This is a genomic window from Pseudomonas sp. R1-15 (genome assembly GCF_051132085.1).
In the GTDB taxonomy this organism is placed as follows: Bacteria; Pseudomonadota; Gammaproteobacteria; order Pseudomonadales; family Pseudomonadaceae; genus Aquipseudomonas.
Genome location: NZ_CP071660.1, coordinates 4,517,070 through 4,535,673 on the forward strand (window position 1 = coordinate 4,517,070; position 18,604 = coordinate 4,535,673).

The window sequence follows — 18,604 nt, forward strand, 5'->3', positions numbered from 1 at the left end:
CCTTCGCGAGCAGGCTCGCTCCCACACTGGATCTGCGGTGTTCACAAATCCCCTGTGGGAGCGAGCCTGCTCGCGAAAGGGCCCGAGAGAGCACTACACAACCACCCCGTCATCCCGCAGCCGGGCAATCCGCTCATCACTGAACCCCAACTCCCGCAACACCTGCTCCGTATGCGCCCCCAGCCTCGCGCCTATATGCCGAGGCTCGGGCAAGCCTTCGGAAAACTTCAACGGGCACGCCATCTGCGCCTGGCTCGACCCGTCGCCACGGGGCACCCGGGTGACCAGATGCCTGGCCTTCAACTGCGGATGCTTAAGCGCTTCGTCCAGCTCCAGCACTGGTTCGACGCAGGCATCCACCTCGGCGAATAGCGCGCAAAGGTCAGCAAAATCGCGCTTCTCGAACTCGGAGCGCAATTGCTCTTTGAGCCGCTGCTGTTGCTCGGGCGCCAGCCCTTGGGCGGCGAGCTCCGGCCGCCCCAGGGCCGCGCACAGTGCCTGCATGAACCCTGGCTCGAGGCTGCCCACCGACATCCAGCGACCATCTCGCGTGCGGTAGTAATCATAAAAACTGCCACCGTTCAGCGCATGGTTTTCCCAACCCGGTTTCACACCGCAGGCCAGGTAACCGGCGCCGGCCAGTGCGTTCAGGCTGAAGACGCAGTCGGTCATGCTCACGTCCAGGTGCTGGCCCTGCCCGCTCTGCTGGCGGGCAATGACCGCCGCCAGCAGGCCGATCACCCCGTGCAGCGAACCGCCGGCGATGTCCGCCGCCTGGATGCCCAGCGGCAGCGGCCCGCTGTCGGCCCGACCGGTGTGGCTCGCCAGCCCGGCCAGGGCCAGGTAGTTGATGTCATGGCCGGCGCGATCCTTGAACGGGCCGGTCTGGCCATAACCGGTGATCGACACGTAGATCAGCCGGGGATTGATCGCCTTCAAGGCTTCGTAACCCAGGCCCAGCCGCTCCATCACGCCGGGGCGGAACTGTTCCAGCAGGATGTCGTGGTCGTCCAGCAACCGCTTGATGATCTCCAGTGCCGCCGGCTGCTTGAGGTCCAGGGCCAGGCTGCGCTTGTTGCGGTTGAGGTAGGCATGGCTGGCCGAGGTGCCCTGGTCATGGGGCGGCAATATCCGCAGCAGGTCAGGACGCTCCGGCGACTCGATGCGCAGCACCTCGGCGCCCATGTCCGCCAGCAACAACGAGGCGAACGGGCCGGGCAGCAGGGTGGAAAAATCCAGAACCTTGAGCGATGCCAGTGGGCCTTGCATGAGTGATCTCCGCTTGAATGGTGCGTTCAAGACTAGGCAGGGCCTGGCGATGGGGCAATTACCGGGGGCGTCGTTCGGGCTGACAAATCCGCTCAGTGCGAGGGTTGTCGTGGCGAGGGAGCTTGCTCCCGCTGGACTGCGCAGCAGTCCCCTGCGTATGACCTGAAGCCATGCGGTGGCAGATATATTCTGGGGTTGCTGCGCAACCCAGCGGGAGCAAGCTCCCTCGCCACAGAGGCATGCCTGCTTCACATTCAAGAACCAACAAAAAACCCGCCGAAGCGGGTTTTTCGTTGCAGCCTGAAGCTTACTTCACAGCGCCTGGAGCAGCGGATTCAGCCGCGACAATCTGCGCTTGCGCGATCTGCTCGTCATCTTCACGCACGTCGGAGATACCGCGACCACCGGAAGCCAGCTCGGTCTGCAACTGGTCTTCGTCCAGTTCCTTGACCCACTTGGCAACCACGATGGTAGCAACGGCGTTACCGACCAGGTTGGTCAGCGCACGAGCTTCGGACATGAAGCGGTCGATGCCGAGGATCAGCGCCAGGCCGGCAACCGGCAGGTGGCCTACGGCCGACAGGGTGGCCGCCAGTACGATGAAGCCGCTACCGGTTACGCCGGCAGCACCTTTGGAGGACAGCAGCAGGACCAGCAACAGGGTGATCTGATGCGTGATGTCCATCGGGGTGTCGGTGGCCTGGGCAATAAACACCGCGGCCATGGTCAGGTAGATCGAAGTACCGTCGAGGTTGAACGAGTAGCCAGTCGGGATTACCAGGCCCACCACGGACTTCTTGGCACCCAGGCGCTCCATCTTGATCAGCATGCGTGGCAAGGCCGATTCCGACGAGGAGGTGCCCAGCACGATCAGCAGTTCTTCACGGATGTAGCGGATCAGCTTGATCACGCTGAAGCCGTGGGCGCGGCAGATGGCGCCGAGCACCACCAGCACGAACACCACGCAGGTGATGTAGAAGCAGATCATCAGCTGGCCCAGTTGCACCAGCGAACCGACACCGTAGGCGCCGATGGTGAAGGCCATGGCACCGAACGCACCGATCGGCGCGAGCTTCATGATCATGTTGATGATGATGAACATGACGTGAGCGAAGCGATCGATGAAGTCCAGCACCGGCTTGCCATAGGCACCCAGGCGATGCAGGGCGAAACCGAAGAGCACCGAGAACATCAGCACTTGGAGGATGTCGCCGTTGGCGAAGGCGCCGACGATGGTGTTCGGAATCACGTTGAGGATGAAGGCAACGATGCTCTGGTCTTTACCGGCATTGATGAAGCCGGCGATCTTGCTGGTGTCCAGGGTCGACACGTCGATGTGCATGCCGTTGCCCGGCTGCACGACGTTGACCACGACCAGGCCGATCAGCAGGGCAATGGTGGAAACGATTTCGAAATAGAGCAGTGCATAGCCGCCGGTCTTGCCGACCGATTTCATGTTCTGCATGCCGCCGATGCCGCTGACGACGGTACAGAAAATGATCGGTGCGATGACCATCTTGATCAGTTTGATGAACCCGTCACCGAACGGCTTGAGGGCAACGCCGGTCTGCGGGTAGAAGTGGCCGAGCAGAATGCCGATGGCAATGGCTACGATCACCTGGAAATACAGGGATTTGTACAGTGGCTGACGAGTCGTCATGGCAAACCTTCCTCAAGAGTCTCGTGTGACAACATCCACCTGTTGTCCACGACACCTCAATTGCGAACCCTCCTGCACTGGAGGGATTTGTTTTTTGTCGGCTGCACGCGGCAGACCTGTGTATGGCATCGCAAGGCCCGTGCCATTTTTACGAAACGTCCTACAAGCGCCGGGGCAGACGGCGTTTGCTTCTTACCCGGAAATTAAACGCACGCCCAAACTTGGCGGTTTTCCGCCAACCTCCCGCTTCACGTTCCTGGATTTGGCGGATATCCGCCTTGTCGAGCCGCGACGCCCTGTTACCATTCGTCCGCTCAACGGACGGATTTGTGCCATGCGCCAACGCACCATCGCCAGCCACTTCGCCCGCGCCGCCCTGGGTGGCGCGCGTCGGCAGGGGTTCGACTACGTTCCCCTGCTGCAGCAACTGGGAATCAGCCCGGAGCTGCTGGACGAGCCGCGCGCGCGAATTGCCCCCGAGCAATTCGCCCGCCTGTTGCAGGCGCTGTGGGTCGCATTGGCGGACGAATACCTGGGATTTGGCCGGGCACCGAGTAAACCCGGGACGTTCGCCATGATGTGCCACACGTTGATCCACTGTCGGACGCTGGGCAAGGCGCTGCAGCGCGGCCTGTTGTTCTACAGCCTGTTCCCCGACGCTCCGAGCCTGACCCTCGAAGCTGAAGGCGAACGGGTAAGGCTGAGCCTGGACGAGTCGACACTGTGTGATCCCGACCACTTCCTGGCCGAAAGCCTGCTGGTCATCTGGCATCGCCTCGGCAGTTGGCTGATCGGCCAGCGGATCGGCCTGGAACAGGCGACCTTCAGCTATGCCAGGCCAGGCCACGGCGCGGAGTACGACTTGCTGTTCCCCTGCCCCTTGGTCTTCGAGGCGCGAAGCAGCAGCTTGTTATTCCATGCCCGCTACCTGGAGATGCCGTTGCTCCAGGACGAGCGAACCCTCAAGCACTTTCTCGAACGCTCCCCCGCCGACCTGCTCTCGCGCCCGGACGATGGCCACAGCCTCACCAGCCAATTGCGGCGCCTGCTCAGCCGCGACACGGCGCGCTGGCCGGACCTGGACACGGTCGCGGCGCATCTGCATATCAGCTCGCAGACCCTGCGCCGGCATCTGCGCGAGGAAGGCACCAGCTTCCAGGAGCTCAAGGATCAGTTGCGGCGGGATATCGCCATCTACCACCTGGGCCGCGCGGACCTGTCGTTGCAGCAGATCGCCGAACAGCTGGGGTTCTCCGAACCGTCGGCGTTTCATCGGGCGTTCAAGAAGTGGACGGGGGTGACGCCGGGGGCTTATCGGGAGCAGGAGAACTGAGTGGTGAGTCAGGGGCGGGTTATTGCGGCCCCCTTCGCGAGCAGGCTCGCTCCCACAAGGGATTGATGAACGCTGAAAGTCCAGTGTGGGAGCGAGCCTGCTCGCGAAGAGGCCAGTGCAAACACCAAAGATTCAGTCAAACCACCGGAAAATGAATCCGGAACGCCGCCCCGCCCAGCTCTGAATCTCCCAGCGTCAACCGGGCGCCATAGCTCTCGATGATGTCTTTTACCACCGCCAGGCCGATCCCCTGCCCCGGATGCTGGCGATCCAGCCGTTCACCCCGCTGCAGGATCCGTGCACGCTGGTCCGGTGGCACGCCCGGTCCATCGTCCTCGATGCTCAACTCCGTCCCGCCGAGCGTCTGGTGCACGCTCACTCGCACGTGCCCCAGGCACAGCCGATAGGCGTTTTCCAGCAGGTTGCCGAGCATCTCCAGCAAGGCGCCCTGCTCGATCGGCACCTGGCAATCCTCCGGCAGGTCGAATTCGACCTGCACGCGCTTGTCGCGATAGACCTTGTCGAGGGTGTCGCAGAGGCTTTGCAACACCGGGCGCAAGGGCACCTGATGGCGCACCAGGCCGCTTTTGCGTAGGCTGGCGCGCTGCAACTGGTAGCCGATCTGCTGGCTCATGCGCTCGATCTGGGTTTGCAGCACCCAGGCCTGCCCACGATCCTCGGGACGCCGGGCCATGTCCTCGCTGACGCCTTGCAGCACCGCCAGCGGAGTCTTGAGGCTGTGCGCCAGGTCATCGAGGGAATCCCGATAACGGCTGCGCTGCTCACGCTCGCTGTGCAGCAGGCGGTTGAGCGAGCTGGTCAGGCGCAGCAGCTCGCGGGGATGCGCGGTGCTGAGGCTTTCGCGGGTGCCGGTTTCGATTTCGTCCAATTCCTGACTCAGGCGCCGCAACGCCCGCAAGCCCCAGGTCAGGCCGATCCACAACAGCGCCAGCAGCACCGCCAGGGCGGCGCCGAACCCCAGGTAAAGGTTTTCTCGCAGGCCTTGCAGCGTCATTTCGTAATCGTGCACCGGCTGCAGGGTGACGATGCTGAACGCCGCGCTCTGGCCCCCGAGCAGCTTGACCTCGACGTCGTAGACGAAGAACTCCTGGCCGTTGTCCTCGCGGATGCGCGCAAACTGGTTGCCCAGCCCGTCGTAGCGCGGCGCGTAGTTGATGTGTTCTTCCTGGGTCGCCTTCGAACGCCAGACCAACCGCCCTTCGCGATCGTAGATGTAGCCCAGCAGGCGGGCATCGGCGAGGTTGAAGCGCTCATCGGGCAATTGCGCCGGCATCTTCAGACGATTGTTTTCCACCCGGGCGGCGGAGATCAGCGTGGTCACGTCCGAAGCCAGGCGCTGCTCGATGGATTCCTGCAAGGCCAGGCTGAAGGCGCCCTGCATCGCCGGCAGCAGCGCCAGCATGAACAGCACCGCCAATGTCATGGCGGCCAGCATCAACCGCAACCGCAGCGAACGAATCACTGGCAGCGCTCGTTGAACAGGTAACCCAGGCCACGCACGGTATCGATCGGCTTGAACCCGGCCGGGGCTTCCAGTTTGCGGCGCAGGCGCCCGACCAGCACTTCGATCACATTGGGATCGCGCTCGTCGTCATCGGGATAAAGCTGCTCCATCAGGCGATCCTTGGCGACCACCTGCTGGTGATGGCGCATCAGGTACTCGAGGATGCGGTATTCGTAGGCGGTCAAGGCCAGCGGCTCGTCACCGAGGGACGCCTGCTTGCGGTTGAGGTCGAGCAACAATGGACCGGCCACGATGGTTGACTGAGTGAAACCGCTGGAGCGACGCAGCAGTGCATTCAGCCGGGCTTCGAGCTCTTCGAACTGAAACGGTTTCACCACGTAGTCATCGGCCCCGGCAGCCAGGCCTTCGACCTTGTCCTGCCAGTTGCCGCGGGCGGTCAGGATCAGGATCGGAAAGGTCTTGTCCTGCGAGCGCAACCGGCGAATCAGTTCCAGGCCGCTGATACCCGGCAGGCCCAGGTCGATCACCGCCAGGTCGTGATTGAATTCGCCGACCTGGTACAAGGCTTCCTCGGCATTGGCCACGGCCTGGACCACATGGCCGCTGTCGGTGAGACGGGTTTGCAAATGGTGGCGCAACAACGCTTCGTCTTCGACAACCAATAGTTTCATGGGCCTCTCCCAGGCGAATCAAACAACCAATTTCCAACCAAAGGCGCCGGATCGTACGCGCCGATCCGGCTGCATTCCATCATTGCCTTGCCGCCTAGAACGTATAGTTGGCGGACAGGTAGGTCTGGGCGCTGCTGGTCAGGTCCAGCGACCCCACCTTGGCGCCATCGCGCGGGCTCATCTCGGTGCTGGCATTGCTGCGCAGGTAACGGTAACCCAGTTCCACCGAGGTGTTTTGCGAAATCTGCTGCAGCACGCCGCCTTGCAAGCCAACGGCATAGCCGATATCGCTGTCGCGGCTGAAACCCGGGGAATCCTGGGTCAACTTGGTCAGGCCCGCCGTGCCACCTCCGAACAATTTGGTGCTGGCGGTCACCGGATAGAACAGATCGTAGCTGCCCAGCAGGTTCTCCTGGCGCAGCTTGATTCCGTTGTGGGTGCCCGATACGTTGTCGTAGGTGGCGTAGTAGCGGCCCTGGTCATTCTGCCGACCCAGGCGCAGGCCGTAGGTGGTGTCCTTGGCGATGATACCGTCGGCGTTCGGGTTGTTCAGCGCGCTGTCCAGGGCATTGGATTTCTTGACCTTGTCGCTGGTCTGGCCGAGGGTCAGGCCGGCGAAGTTGTCATCGGCATGGGCCAGGGCGCTGGCGCCCAGCACGGTGAAGGCCAGCAGCAGCTTTTTCATAGAAGTCATGGTCAGGTTCCTTGTGATGCGGTGGTTGTGTGAAGTCGCAGCCACGATATCCAGGGGTCCCTGAACCCCTCTTGAACGTTCTCTGAACCTGGGCTGAATGAATCGGCTAGTCTGTTCCAACAAACTTTTAAGGAGATCGATCATGCGCAGGTTGCTTGCTGTTGTACTTCTGGCCTTGAGCGGCGCGAGCCACGCCGCCATCCAGACCCAGGAGATCCCCTACACCAGTGCCGACGGCACGAAGCTGATCGGCTATTACGCCTATGACGACGCGGTCAAAGGCCCGCGTCCCGGCGTGGTGGTCGTGCATGAATGGTGGGGGCTGAACGACTATGCCAAGCGCCGCGCCCGTGACCTCGCCGGCCTGGGCTACAGCGCCCTGGCCATCGACATGTACGGCGACGGCAAGAACACCGAGCATCCGAAGGACGCCCTGGCCTTCATGCAGGCCGCGCTCAAGGATGGCAAGGCGGCCAGCGCGCGCTTCCAGGCCGGACTCGACCTGTTGAAGAAACAACCGCAGACCGACCCGGACAAACTCGCTGCCATCGGCTACTGCTTCGGCGGCAAGGTGGTGCTGGACGCGGCGCGCCAAGGTGTTCCACTGGCCGGCGTGGTGAGCTTCCACGGTGCGCTGGTCACTAACACGCCGGCCACCCCCGGCAGCGTCAAGGCCAGGATCCTGGTGGAGCACGGCGCGCTGGACAGCATGGTCACCGAGGACAACGTCACCGCGTTCAAGAGCGAGATGGACAAGGCCGGCGCCGACTACAAGTTTGTCAGCCTGGAAGGCGCCAAGCACGGCTTCAGCAACCCCGACGCCGACCGCCTGAGTCATGGCGAACATGGAGGGCCGGACATCGCCTACAACAAGGAAGCTGACGAGAAGTCGTGGGCGGATATGCAAAAGTTCTTCAAGAAGATTTTCTGACACATACCGCGCCTGTGGCGAGGGAGCTTGCTCCCTCGCCACAAAAGCCATCCCGCTCAAGCCGCTCCCACTACCCAGGCGCAAGCCAACCCGGCAAAATGCCCGTCATGAACCCACTCCTTGCCCTGCCCGCCTGCTGTTCGCCCCTGGATGACCAATGGCTGCTGCCTGACGCCCTGCCCGATACGGTGCTGCTCAGTACTCGCTTCGATCCGCTGTTGCTTGTCGCTGACGATTTTCCCAACAGCGCCATCGAGCCTCCGGCGAGCATCCGGCGTTCGGTAGCCAAGCGTCAGGCGGAGTTTCTCGCCGGGCGGATCTGTGCCCGGGCGGCGTTGCTGAGGCTCGACGGTCAGGCCGACGTGCCGGCCATCGGCGAAGACCGCGCCCCGGTGTGGTCGGCCCATGTCAGCGGCTCGATCACCCATAGCACCGGCCGGGCCGCGGCAATCGTCGCGCAAAAGCGGGATTGGCAAGGGCTGGGCATGGATCTGGAAAACCTCCTCGACCCCGAACGCGCCGAGCGCCTGGCCGGTGAAATCCTCACCCCGGCGGAACTGCTGCGCATGGCCACCGCGCCGCAGGATGACCGCGCATTGCTGGTCACCCTGACTTTTTCGATGAAAGAAAGCCTGTTCAAAGCGCTGTACCCCATCGTCGGGCAGCGTTTCTACTTCGAGCATGCCGAAATAGTCGAGTGGTGCCACTCCGGGCAAGCGCTGCTGCGGTTATTGACCGATCTGTCGGCCGAGTGGCGCCATGGCAGTGAGCTGCAGGGGCAGTTTGGGGTGAAGGATGGGCAGTTGTTGAGCCTGCTGGGCGTCAAGGCCTAAAAGTTGTATTGGCCACAATGCCGCCTTCGCGAGCAGGCTCGCTCCCACAGCTGGAATGCATTTCAAAATGTGGGAGCGAGCCTGCTCGCGAAGAGGCCTGCATGGACACCGTCTCTCTCAAGACCGATCCTGATGCCTCGGCCAGCTCAAGCTGAAACACGCCCCGCCCAGGCGCTTGCTCTTGCCGATCAGCGCCCGGCCGTCGTGCCAATGGATGATCCGCCGCACAATCGACAGCCCCAGCCCATGGCCGCCCGACGCGCGTGCGCGGCTGTCGTCCAGGCGCAGGAATGGCTTGAACACCCGCTCCCAGGCCGCCTCCGGTACGCCCGGGCCGTCATCCTCGACATCGACCCGACAGCGCAACTGGCCGACCTGGTAACTGACGGTCACCTGGGATCTGGCGTGGCGCATGGCATTACCCACCAGGTTCTGCAACGCCCGATGCAAAAAGCGTGGCTCGGCCTCGACCCAGGCGCCGTCGCAATCGGCGGCGGACAGGCACAGGCCGCGCTCAACGGTAATCCCCGCACGCAACGGGCCCAGTTCTTCGATAACCTGGTTGACCAACGCATCCAGGTCGACCCGTTGGAAATTCAACGCCGGCGACCCTTGCTCCAGCCGCGCATACGTCAGCATTTCATCCACCAGCCGATCCAGGTCTTCGATATCGTGATCCATGCCGGCCAGGTACTTGTCCCGGGCCTCGGGCGTGCTGGCACTGCCGAGCATTTCCAGGCCGAAGCGCAGGCGCGCCACCGGTGTACGCAGTTCATGGGACACCGCGCGCACCAACTCGCGCTGGATCGCCAGCAGTTGCTGCAAGTGCTCAGCCATGCCGTTGAACGCTGCTGCCAGGCGCCCGACCGAGTCAGCGCCCCGAGCGGGTACGCGGGTCTCCAGGCTACCCTGGGCGATCTGGGTTGCGGCCGACTCCAGGCCACGCAGACGCCGCTCCAGCTGGCGCACCAGCAGATAGACAATCAGGCCGATCAGGCTCAACCCGAGTGCGGCAATCAGCACCAGCCACTCGGGCGGGTACGGATTCATCTGGTACAGCGGGCCGATTTCCAGCACCCACGGCGTCCCCACCATGCCGGCGAACACCCGGATCGAGTCGGCACCCTTGCCCAGGGCCATTACCGTGTCGCCCTCGGCCACCCGCCGGCGCTGGTCGTCGTCCATGTCCGCCTGCTCGACAGTCATCAGGCGCAGGTCGAAACCGAAGCCTTTTTCCTGCTTGAGTTGCGCCAACCGCTCGGGTTGCTCGGCCACCGGATAGCGCACCAGTTCGTCGGCCAGCAGGTAAATGGTCGCCCGGGCCAGTTGCTCGCTGATCTGGCGAACCTCCCCGACCAGGGTCAACTGCTCGCCATCGCTGACCAGCCGATAAACCTTCGCCGCATGCGGCCCGATCTGCTCCACCAGGACCTGCCCGCGCAACACCCGGGTGCGCTGGCCCAGGTCGAGGTCGGTCTGGCTGAACGTCTGCAACGCCAGCGGAATGCCCAGCAGGCGCTCCCACACCGCCAGGGCCCGGCGCCGCTCGGTGTCGTTCATCGGCCGCAGGTTGTCGGCCATCAAGGAAAACGTGCCATGGGCCAGGCGCTCGCGGTATTGCTCGCCGCGCGTCTGGTTGAGCAGGTGCAGCGCCAGCACGCCAAGCACCGCCACCAGCACCAGTGCCGCGCACATGCCGCCATAGATGCGCAGGAAGATGGAGTTCACGGGGTCGCGTCTACGCAGGCTTCAGGGACGAACAGGTAGCCTTTGCTGCGGATGGTCTTGATCAATCGAGGATGGTCCGGGTCGTCGCCGATCTTCGGACGGATGCGCGAGATGCGCACGTCGATCGAGCGATCCTGGCCGTCGTAGCCGATACCGCGCAACGCGGTGAAGATTTCCTCGCGAGACAGGATGCGTCCGGCGTTGGACACCAGCAGCCAGAGCAGGTCGAATTCGGCGCTGGTCAGCTCGATACCGTTGCCCTGCAGCCAGGCTTCGCGCAAGGCGTTGTCCACCACCAACGGGCCGAACTCCAGGCGCCGCTGCTTCGGCGCTGCGGACGGCTCCGGCTCGCTACGCCGCAACAGGGCCTGGATGCGGGCCAACAGGACGCGCGGGCGCACCGGCTTGCAGACATAGTCGTCGGCGCCCAGGTCCAGGCCCTGGATCTGGTCGGTGTCGTCAGCCCGCGCGGTGAGCATCAGGATCGGTCCGTCGTAGTGCTCGCGCGCCTTGCGGCAGATGCTCAAGCCATCTTCGCCGGGCAGCATCAGGTCGAGAATGACCAGGTCCGGCTGCTCGTCGATGATCCGCTGGGCCGCCACCGCGCCGTTGCCCTCGATGGCGACGCGCAGGCCGTTGCTTTCCAGGTATTCGCGGGTCAGCTCGGCCAGGCGCTGGTCATCCTCGACAATCAATATCTGCCAGGCTTCTTGTTCCACGGAGGGGCCTCGTCTTGTTGTAGCTATAAAAAGAAAGGATGAACGCTCACCCTGTGGCGAGGGAGCTTGCTCCCGCTCGGTTGCGCAGCGACCGTAAAATCCTGGGGCCGCTACGCAGCCCATCGGGAGCAAGCTCCCTCGCCACAACAGTGCCCACTTGAAAACCTGCATCCTCCCATCTTTTTGTCATATCAAAGGAGGATCATCGCGCTCATGCACCGGCCGATTGTATAAACGGCGGCTGCATGGAAAACAAGCGGACAAATGCGTTCGGTCGAGCCGGATGTGTGTGGTAACGTGCGCGCCCGCAAAAACACCAAGCTGTTTTCGGCCGGTCGAAATCGTTGAAAAAAGGCTCGCTCCAGCAAGGTCGCGGCCTACAGAGCAGTTCCACGTTTCGCACACAAATTACGCACAGGCTTATCCACAGGTAGCACGTTGATTCATCCCCCAAAACGCATTATCTTGTAGCCCGCCGCGCAAAAAACCCTACATGTAGGGTTTCAGGCCAAAAACCAAACACAAGTCGGATAGAGAATTCAAGCGCTTTTCTTGCCTCTGTCCTGCTGCGACAGCGCATTTTTCCAAACCCAGACCGCCCCTGCGGATGGCAACTGTTTCCAAGGTCGAAAACGACCGGAACGGTACGGGTGTTGCAGTCCTTTGCTGCCACCCGGCAAACCCGGTTTCGAGCCCAGGCTCGCGACCCGAGAACTTCGGATGGAAGCGGTGCCACCGGCCCGCTTCCTACTGTCCCGAAGTTGTTATACCCGGCGCCAGCCGGTTGTAGTGCTTCAGGACGGAACGGTGGGCACCGTGATGGTGCCCAAATAAACATAGAGAACGTGGAGACACCCATGCACACCGACACAACTCGCGAGAACCCGCAGGGCACCGCGCCGCTGGCCGCCGATTCGAGCCCGGATCTGTCCGCCACCGCGCCTGGCCAGCTGCGCGTGATCAAGCGTAACGGGACTGTCGTTCCTTACACAGATGACAAGATCACCGTCGCCATCACCAAAGCGTTCCTCGCAGTTGAGGGCGGCACCGCTGCCGCCTCGTCGCGAATCCACGACACCGTGGCCCGCCTGACCGAACAGGTCACCGCGACCTTCAAGCGTCGCATGCCGTCGGGCGGCACCATTCACATCGAAGAAATCCAGGACCAGGTCGAACTGGCCCTGATGCGTGCCGGCGAGCAGAAAGTCGCCCGCGACTACGTGATCTACCGTGACTCCCGGGCCAAGGAACGCGCCATCCGCACGCCGGCCGACGCACCGGTCCAGGCTCACCCTTCGATCCGCATCGCCCGCGCCGATGGCAGCCTGGCGCCACTGGACATGGGCCGCCTGAACACCATCGTCACCGAAGCCTGCGAAGGCCTGGAAGAAGTCGACGGCGACCTGATCCAGCGCGAAACCCTGAAGAACCTCTATGACGGCGTCGCCCTCAAGGACGTCAACACCGCGCTGGTGATGACCGCCCGCACCCTGGTGGAGCGCGAGCCGAACTACTCGTTCGTGACCGCCCGCCTGCTGATGGACACCCTGCGCGCCGAAGGCCTGAGCTTCCTGGAAGTTGCCGACAGCGCGACCCACCACGAAATGGCCGACCTGTACGCCAAGGCCCTGCCGGCCTATGTCGCCAAGGGTATCGAGTACGAATTGCTGAACCCTGTCCTGGCCGAATTCGACCTGGAAAAACTCGGCAAGGCGATCAACCACGAGCGCGACCAGCAGTTCACCTACCTGGGCCTGCAAACCCTGTACGACCGTTACTTCATCCACAAGGATGGCGTGCGTTTCGAACTGCCGCAGGTGTTCTTCATGCGCGTGGCCATGGGCCTGGCGATCGAAGAGAAGCAGCGTGAAGACCGTGCCATCGAGTTCTACAACCTGTTGTCGTCCTTCGACTACATGGCGTCGACCCCGACCCTGTTCAACGCCGGCACCCTGCGTCCACAACTGTCGAGCTGCTACCTGACCACCGTGCCGGACGACCTGTCGGGCATCTACGGCGCCATCCACGACAACGCCATGTTGTCGAAATTTGCCGGTGGCCTGGGCAACGACTGGACCCCGGTTCGCGCATTGGGCTCCTACATCAAGGGCACCAACGGCAAATCCCAGGGCGTCGTGCCGTTCCTCAAAGTGGTCAACGACACCGCCGTTGCGGTCAACCAGGGCGGCAAGCGCAAGGGCGCGGTCTGCGCCTACCTGGAAACCTGGCACATGGACATCGAAGAGTTCATCGAGCTGCGCAAGAACACCGGTGATGACCGCCGTCGTACCCACGACATGAACACCGCCAACTGGATCCCGGACCTGTTCATGAAGCGCGTCTTCGATGACGGCAAGTGGACCCTGTTCTCGCCATCCGAAGTGCCAGACCTGCACGACCTGACCGGCAAGGCCTTCGAAGAGCGCTACGAGTACTACGAAGCCCTGACCGAGTACAACAAGATCAAGCTGTTCAAAGTCGTCCAGGCCAAAGACCTGTGGCGCAAGATGCTCTCGATGCTGTTCGAGACCGGCCACCCATGGCTGACCTTCAAGGACCCGTGCAACCTGCGCAGCCCGCAGCAGCACGTGGGCGTGGTCCACAGCTCGAACCTGTGCACCGAGATCACCCTGAACACCAACAAGGATGAGATCGCAGTCTGCAACCTGGGCTCGATCAACCTGCCGAACCACATCGTCGACGGCAAGCTGGACACCGCCAAGCTGCAACGCACCGTGAACACCGCCGTGCGCATGCTCGACAACGTGATCGACATCAACTACTACTCGGTGCCGCAAGCGAAGAACTCCAACTTCAAGCACCGTCCGGTCGGCCTGGGCATCATGGGCTTCCAGGACGCGCTGTACCTGCAGCACATCCCGTACGGTTCGGACGCTGCGGTCGAGTTCGCCGACAAGTCCATGGAAGCGGTCAGCTACTACGCGATCCAGGCCTCCTGCGACCTGGCCGACGAGCGCGGTTCGTACGAGACGTTCCAGGGTTCGCTGTGGTCCCAGGGCATCCTGCCGCTGGACTCGCAACAGATCCTGATCGCCCAGCGTGGCCAGAAGTACATCGATGTCGACCTGAACGAATCCCTGGACTGGGCACCGGTTCGCGCCCGTGTGCAGAAAGGCATTCGTAACTCCAACATCATGGCCATCGCACCGACCGCCACCATCGCCAACATCACCGGCGTGTCGCAGTCGATCGAACCGACCTATCAGAACCTGTATGTGAAGTCGAACCTGTCGGGCGAATTCACCGTGATCAACCCGTACCTGGTTCGCGACCTCAAGGCTCGCGGCCTGTGGGACTCGGTCATGATCAACGACCTGAAGTACTACGACGGTTCGGTACAGCAGATCGAGCGCATCCCGCAGGAACTCAAAGAGCTCTACGCGACCGCATTCGAAGTGGACACCAAGTGGATCGTCGACGCCGCCAGCCGTCGCCAGAAGTGGATCGACCAGGCTCAATCGCTGAACCTGTACATCGCCGGCGCTTCGGGCAAGAAGCTCGACGTGACCTACCGCATGGCCTGGTACCGTGGCCTGAAAACCACCTACTACCTCCGTGCCCTGGCCGCCACCAGCACCGAGAAGTCGACCATCAACACCGGCAAGCTGAACGCGGTTTCCAGCGGCGGCAACCACGGTGACGATTCGGTCCTGGCCGCTCCAGCCGGCCCTGCGCCAGTGCCAAAAGCCTGCGCCATCGACGAGCCGGATTGCGAAGCTTGCCAATAAGCTGAGCAGGTAGGCGCTGCAAGGCGCCTGCTAAAGAAGCCCCCGATAGACCGCTGGTTTATCGGGGGTTTTCTTTTGTCTGGAATAAAGTGTTGACTGACCCGCCGCTTTCGCGAGCAGGCTCGCTCCCACATTGGAATGCGTCCTTTCTGTGGGAGCGAGCCTGCTCGCGAAAGCGGCCGGCACAAACAATACAAAACCATCGCCCATGAAAAAGCCCCTCTCGCGAGGGGCTCCTTGTGCAGCCTTCAAACAGCCATCGACATCAAGCCATCTGAATGATGGTCTGCATGATGGTGCTCTGGGTGGAGATGGTCTTGGCGTTCGCCTGGTAGTTGCTTTGCGCCTTGATCAGCTCGACCAGTTCGTTGGTCAGGTTGACGTTGGACTCTTCCAGGGAGTTGGAGACGATCGAACCCAGGGTGCCGGTCTGTGGCGCATCGTAGCCCGGGATGCCCGAGGCGAAGGTTTCCTTCCAGCTGGTGCCACCTACTGGCTGCAGGCCCTGCTCATTGGTGAAGCTGGCGAGGGCGAGCTGACCAATCGGCTTGGTCTGGTTGTTGCTGAAGTTGGCCAGCAAGACGCCACTGCCGTCGATGGTCAGGTTAGTGATCTGGCCAGTGGCGTAGCCGTTCTGGGTTGGGATCGAGCGCGCGGTATCGGCGTTGAACTGGGTGCTGTTGCCCATGGAAATCGTAATGGTCGGCGCACTGGCGGCACCGTTGGCGGTCCATGTTCCGTTGGTCACGGTGCCAGGAACCCAACCAGTCAATACCAGATCGCTGTTGATAGTCGGCGTAGTGGCAGGCGGTACTGGCGGCGTGCTGACCTGCGTCAACCGGCCACTGGAATCAAAGGTCATGGTCGAAGGGATCGGCGCGTTCGCACCGGTCGTGGTCGGCGCGCTGCCATTGAGGTTACGACCGTCGATCAAGGTGTAGACATTCCAGGTGTTGCCGGAAGTCTTGACCATGTACTGGTCCATTGAGTGCTGGTTGCCCTGGGTGTCATAGACCGGGGTGGTGAACTGCTTGGTGAAGGTAGCGGTGTCGGCCGGATTGAACGCGGCTGTGATCGGCGTCGCTGTCGAGTTCAGGTTGATGGTCGACGATACCAGGCTGGTGGCGGTCGGCGGCAGGTTCGAAGTGTCGATGCGCAGGTCGGTCAGGATGCCGTTCTGGATCTTGCCGTTGGCATCCACGCCATAGCCCTGCAGGCGAGCAGTGCCATCACTGTTGGTGATGAAACCTTCCTTGTCGGTCTTGAACGTACCGGCACGGGTGTAGCTCAGGGAACCGTCGTTGCTCAGGACAAAGAAGCCCTGGCCCTGGATGCCCATGTCCAGCACGTTGCCGGTGTTGTTCACGTCACCCTGGCCGAACTGCTGGGAAACGTTGGCCAGGCGCACGCCGTTGCCGACGGTCTTGCTGCCCGAACCGAGCTTGGTGGCCGAGTAGACGTCTTCGAATTCCGCACGGGACGATTTGAAACCGGTGGTCGCCACGTTGGCGATGTTGTTGCCGGTCACATCCAGCTGTTTGTTGGCTGCATAGAGACCGCTAAGGCCGATGTTAAAAGACATGTTGACTCCTTTTGCCGGTTAGTCGGCTCTACATACCAATAGTTTGTACTTTGGACAGGGCAATGCTGCCCAGTCCGGCCAGGTTGAGCATCAGCTCACCGCCCGTCTGGCTGATCGTCACGCTGCTGACCGTGGCCGGCAGGTTGGTGATCAGCGACGTGGCCTTGCCGTCGATGGTGGTCGAGGCCGCGAAGGTGTACGTGCCCGACTCGACCGTCGTGCCCGCGTCGTTCTTGCCATCCCAGATGAAGGCGGAGTTGCCGGCGTTCTGACTGCCCAGATCGATGGTGCGAACGGTCTTGCCGTCCTTGTCCACGATCTTGACGGCGACGGAGGACACCGATGCCGGTACCACTACCGTGCCGTTGAGGCTCTTGGAGGTGTCGACCACGGCCTTGTCACCGGGCGCGATGACCGAGCGACCGACCAGGGACGAAGCCTGCAACGCCTGGGACGAGTTGTAGTTGCCAGCGATGCCGCTGACGGTGTCGTTGAGCGTGGTGATGCCTTCCAGGCTGCTGAATTGCGCCAGTTGGGCAACGAACTCGCCGTTATCCTGTGGCTCCAGCGGGTTCTGGTTTTTCAGCTGGGTCACGAGCAGTTGCAGGAACGCATCCTTGCCCAGCTCTTTATTGCCGGAGGCAGCGTTGGTTGCCGCGCCCAGGCCATCGGTCGTGGTGTTGGTCTTGACCGAGGAGTTGGCCAGAATCTCGTTGAGGCTCAAACCGCTGGTGGTGTTGGTGACGCTCATGTGACTCGCCCCTTATCACTGACCGAGGGTCAGGACCTTCTGCATCATGGCTTTGGCGGTGTTCATCATTTCGGCGTTGGTCTGGAACGAACGACTGGCGGAAATCATGTCGGCCATTTCTTCAACGACGTTGACGTTCGGGTAGTAGACGTAACCCTTGGCGTCGGCGGCCGGATGATTCGGCTCGTAACGGGCGTCGAGGTTGCTCTGGTCTTCAACCACGCCGAGCACCTGCACACCCTGCCCGGCCGCGTCCTGATTCTGGAACAGCGAGTCGCTGCCGCCGGACTGGCCACCCTGGAACATGGTGGCGAATACCGGGTGGCGGGCGCGGTAGGTCTGGTCGATGCTCGACGAGACGGTCTCGGCGTTGGCGATGTTACTGGCGACGGTGTTCAGGCGAGTGGTCTGGGCACTCATGGCACTGCCGGCGATGTTGAATACGCTCGCGATCGACATGAATTACTCTCCACGCAGGGCTGATACCAGCCCTTTGAATTTACTGTTGAGCAGGGTGAAGCTGGCCTGGAAGTTCACGGAGTTTTCCGCGTAGTTGGACTGTTCCAGTTGAGCATCCACGGTGTTCTGGTCGATCGACGGCTGCATCGGCGTGCGATACATCAACGATCCGTCGCCACTGCCAACGCCCTCGGCTTCGATATGACGGTTGTTGGTCATGTTCAAGGCGAAGTGGCCGTTCTTGGTTTTTTCGTTCTGCTCGGCGAGCACCTTGGAGAAGTCCAGGTCACGGGCCTTGTAGTTCGGGGTGTCGGCGTTGGCAATGTTGTTGGCCAGGACTTCGGCACGCTGGGCGCGGAAGCTCAGGGCCTGTTCGTGGATACCGAGCGCTTTATCGAAGCTGATGCTCATGGCGGAAACCTTTGGGTGACCAGAATGTTCGTACGATGGCTTTAGCAATCACCGTGCCACTTTCCAAAAGCCCGTAAACCGGGGCTTTGCGGGGATCGGCAAAGCGGCAATGCCAGAAAAGCGGCAATCGGTTTCCGCTGGCTGCCGCTTTTCTGCCGCTTCTGCAGGATGAATGCATTTCTTTTGTGGGAGCGAGCCTGCTCGCGAAAGCGCTGTGTCAGTCCACATTGCTTTCGCCCGGGATAAAGCTTCGCGAGCAGGCTCGCTCCCACAGGGGGACGGTGGTGGCTGGAGGGCAAAAAAAAACGGGAGCCCCGTAGGGCTCCCG

The 18,604-nt window shown here is 62.2% G+C and carries 15 protein-coding genes; 4 read left to right on the forward strand and 11 right to left on the reverse strand.

Going from position 1 to position 18,604, the window contains the following annotated elements:
- Positions 1–93: 93 nt before the first annotated feature.
- Positions 94–1,269 carry a CaiB/BaiF CoA transferase family protein gene (locus tag J3P97_RS20245; RefSeq protein WP_434672634.1) on the reverse strand — a complete coding sequence of 392 codons (1,176 nt, stop codon included), beginning with the start codon at positions 1,267–1,269 and terminating at the stop codon, positions 94–96.
- Positions 1,270–1,576: 307 nt separating this feature from the next.
- A complete protein-coding gene (locus tag J3P97_RS20250) occupies positions 1,577–2,929 on the reverse strand; it encodes a dicarboxylate/amino acid:cation symporter (RefSeq protein WP_305499392.1) in 1,353 nt (450 codons plus the stop codon).
- Between the two features lie 334 nt (positions 2,930–3,263).
- Here J3P97_RS20250 and J3P97_RS20255 point away from each other — a divergent pair, with 334 nt between their 5' ends.
- Positions 3,264–4,262 (forward strand): AraC family transcriptional regulator, encoded by a 999-nt coding sequence (locus tag J3P97_RS20255; RefSeq protein ID WP_434572402.1) that lies wholly within the window; start codon positions 3,264–3,266, stop codon positions 4,260–4,262.
- Positions 4,263–4,398: 136 nt separating this feature from the next.
- On the opposite strand, the gene J3P97_RS20260 is transcribed toward J3P97_RS20255, so the two are convergent.
- The 3 genes from J3P97_RS20260 to J3P97_RS20270 form a co-directional block, all read right to left on the reverse strand.
- A complete protein-coding gene (locus J3P97_RS20260) occupies positions 4,399–5,745 on the reverse strand; it encodes an ATP-binding protein (RefSeq protein WP_434572400.1) in 1,347 nt (448 codons plus the stop codon).
- On the reverse strand, positions 5,742–6,419 hold the full coding sequence (locus tag J3P97_RS20265; RefSeq protein WP_434572398.1) for a response regulator: 678 nt from the start codon (positions 6,417–6,419) through the stop codon (positions 5,742–5,744). Before J3P97_RS20265 ends, J3P97_RS20260 begins: the two co-directional genes overlap by 4 nt.
- A 94-nt stretch (positions 6,420–6,513) precedes the next feature.
- A complete protein-coding gene (locus J3P97_RS20270) occupies positions 6,514–7,113 on the reverse strand; it encodes a hypothetical protein (protein WP_434672635.1) in 600 nt (199 codons plus the stop codon).
- Positions 7,114–7,255: 142 nt separating this feature from the next.
- Between J3P97_RS20270 and J3P97_RS20275 the strand changes: the two genes are divergently transcribed.
- Together J3P97_RS20275 and J3P97_RS20280 are read left to right on the forward strand one after the other, a co-directional pair.
- Complete coding sequence (locus J3P97_RS20275; RefSeq protein WP_434656307.1) at positions 7,256–8,044, forward strand: dienelactone hydrolase family protein; 789 nt, start codon at positions 7,256–7,258, stop codon at positions 8,042–8,044.
- Positions 8,045–8,151: 107 nt separating this feature from the next.
- A complete protein-coding gene (locus tag J3P97_RS20280; RefSeq protein ID WP_434672636.1) occupies positions 8,152–8,877 on the forward strand; it encodes a 4'-phosphopantetheinyl transferase family protein in 726 nt (241 codons plus the stop codon).
- Between the two features lie 117 nt (positions 8,878–8,994).
- Here J3P97_RS20280 and J3P97_RS20285 read toward each other — a convergent pair whose 3' ends face one another.
- Positions 8,995–10,605, reverse strand: coding sequence for an ATP-binding protein (locus tag J3P97_RS20285; protein ID WP_305499381.1), 1,611 nt, complete (start codon positions 10,603–10,605; stop codon positions 8,995–8,997).
- The gene (locus J3P97_RS20290; RefSeq protein ID WP_434601592.1) at positions 10,602–11,324 is read right to left on the reverse strand and encodes a response regulator; all 723 of its coding nucleotides are present in this window, start codon (positions 11,322–11,324) and stop codon (positions 10,602–10,604) included. Before J3P97_RS20290 ends, J3P97_RS20285 begins: the two co-directional genes overlap by 4 nt.
- An 857-nt stretch (positions 11,325–12,181) precedes the next feature.
- On the opposite strand from J3P97_RS20290, the gene J3P97_RS20295 reads away from it, so the two are divergent.
- Positions 12,182–15,073 (forward strand): ribonucleoside-diphosphate reductase subunit alpha, encoded by a 2,892-nt coding sequence (locus J3P97_RS20295; protein ID WP_434572388.1) that lies wholly within the window; start codon positions 12,182–12,184, stop codon positions 15,071–15,073.
- A gap of 265 nt (positions 15,074–15,338) precedes the next feature.
- On the opposite strand, the gene flgE is transcribed toward J3P97_RS20295, so the two are convergent.
- The 4 genes from flgE to flgB are packed head-to-tail and all read right to left on the reverse strand — an operon-like array spanning position 15,339 to position 18,276.
- Positions 15,339–16,655, reverse strand: a complete 1,317-nt coding sequence (flgE, locus tag J3P97_RS20300; protein WP_434672637.1) for a flagellar hook protein FlgE — start codon at positions 16,653–16,655, stop codon at positions 15,339–15,341.
- Positions 16,656–16,683: 28 nt separating this feature from the next.
- A complete protein-coding gene (gene flgD, locus J3P97_RS20305) occupies positions 16,684–17,406 on the reverse strand; it encodes a flagellar hook assembly protein FlgD (protein WP_434601595.1) in 723 nt (240 codons plus the stop codon).
- A gap of 15 nt (positions 17,407–17,421) precedes the next feature.
- Positions 17,422–17,865, reverse strand: a complete 444-nt coding sequence (flgC, locus tag J3P97_RS20310; RefSeq protein WP_434572380.1) for a flagellar basal body rod protein FlgC — start codon at positions 17,863–17,865, stop codon at positions 17,422–17,424.
- A 3-nt stretch (positions 17,866–17,868) separates the two neighbouring features.
- Positions 17,869–18,276, reverse strand: a complete 408-nt coding sequence (gene flgB, locus J3P97_RS20315; protein WP_434572378.1) for a flagellar basal body rod protein FlgB — start codon at positions 18,274–18,276, stop codon at positions 17,869–17,871.
- Positions 18,277–18,604 lie beyond the last annotated feature (328 nt).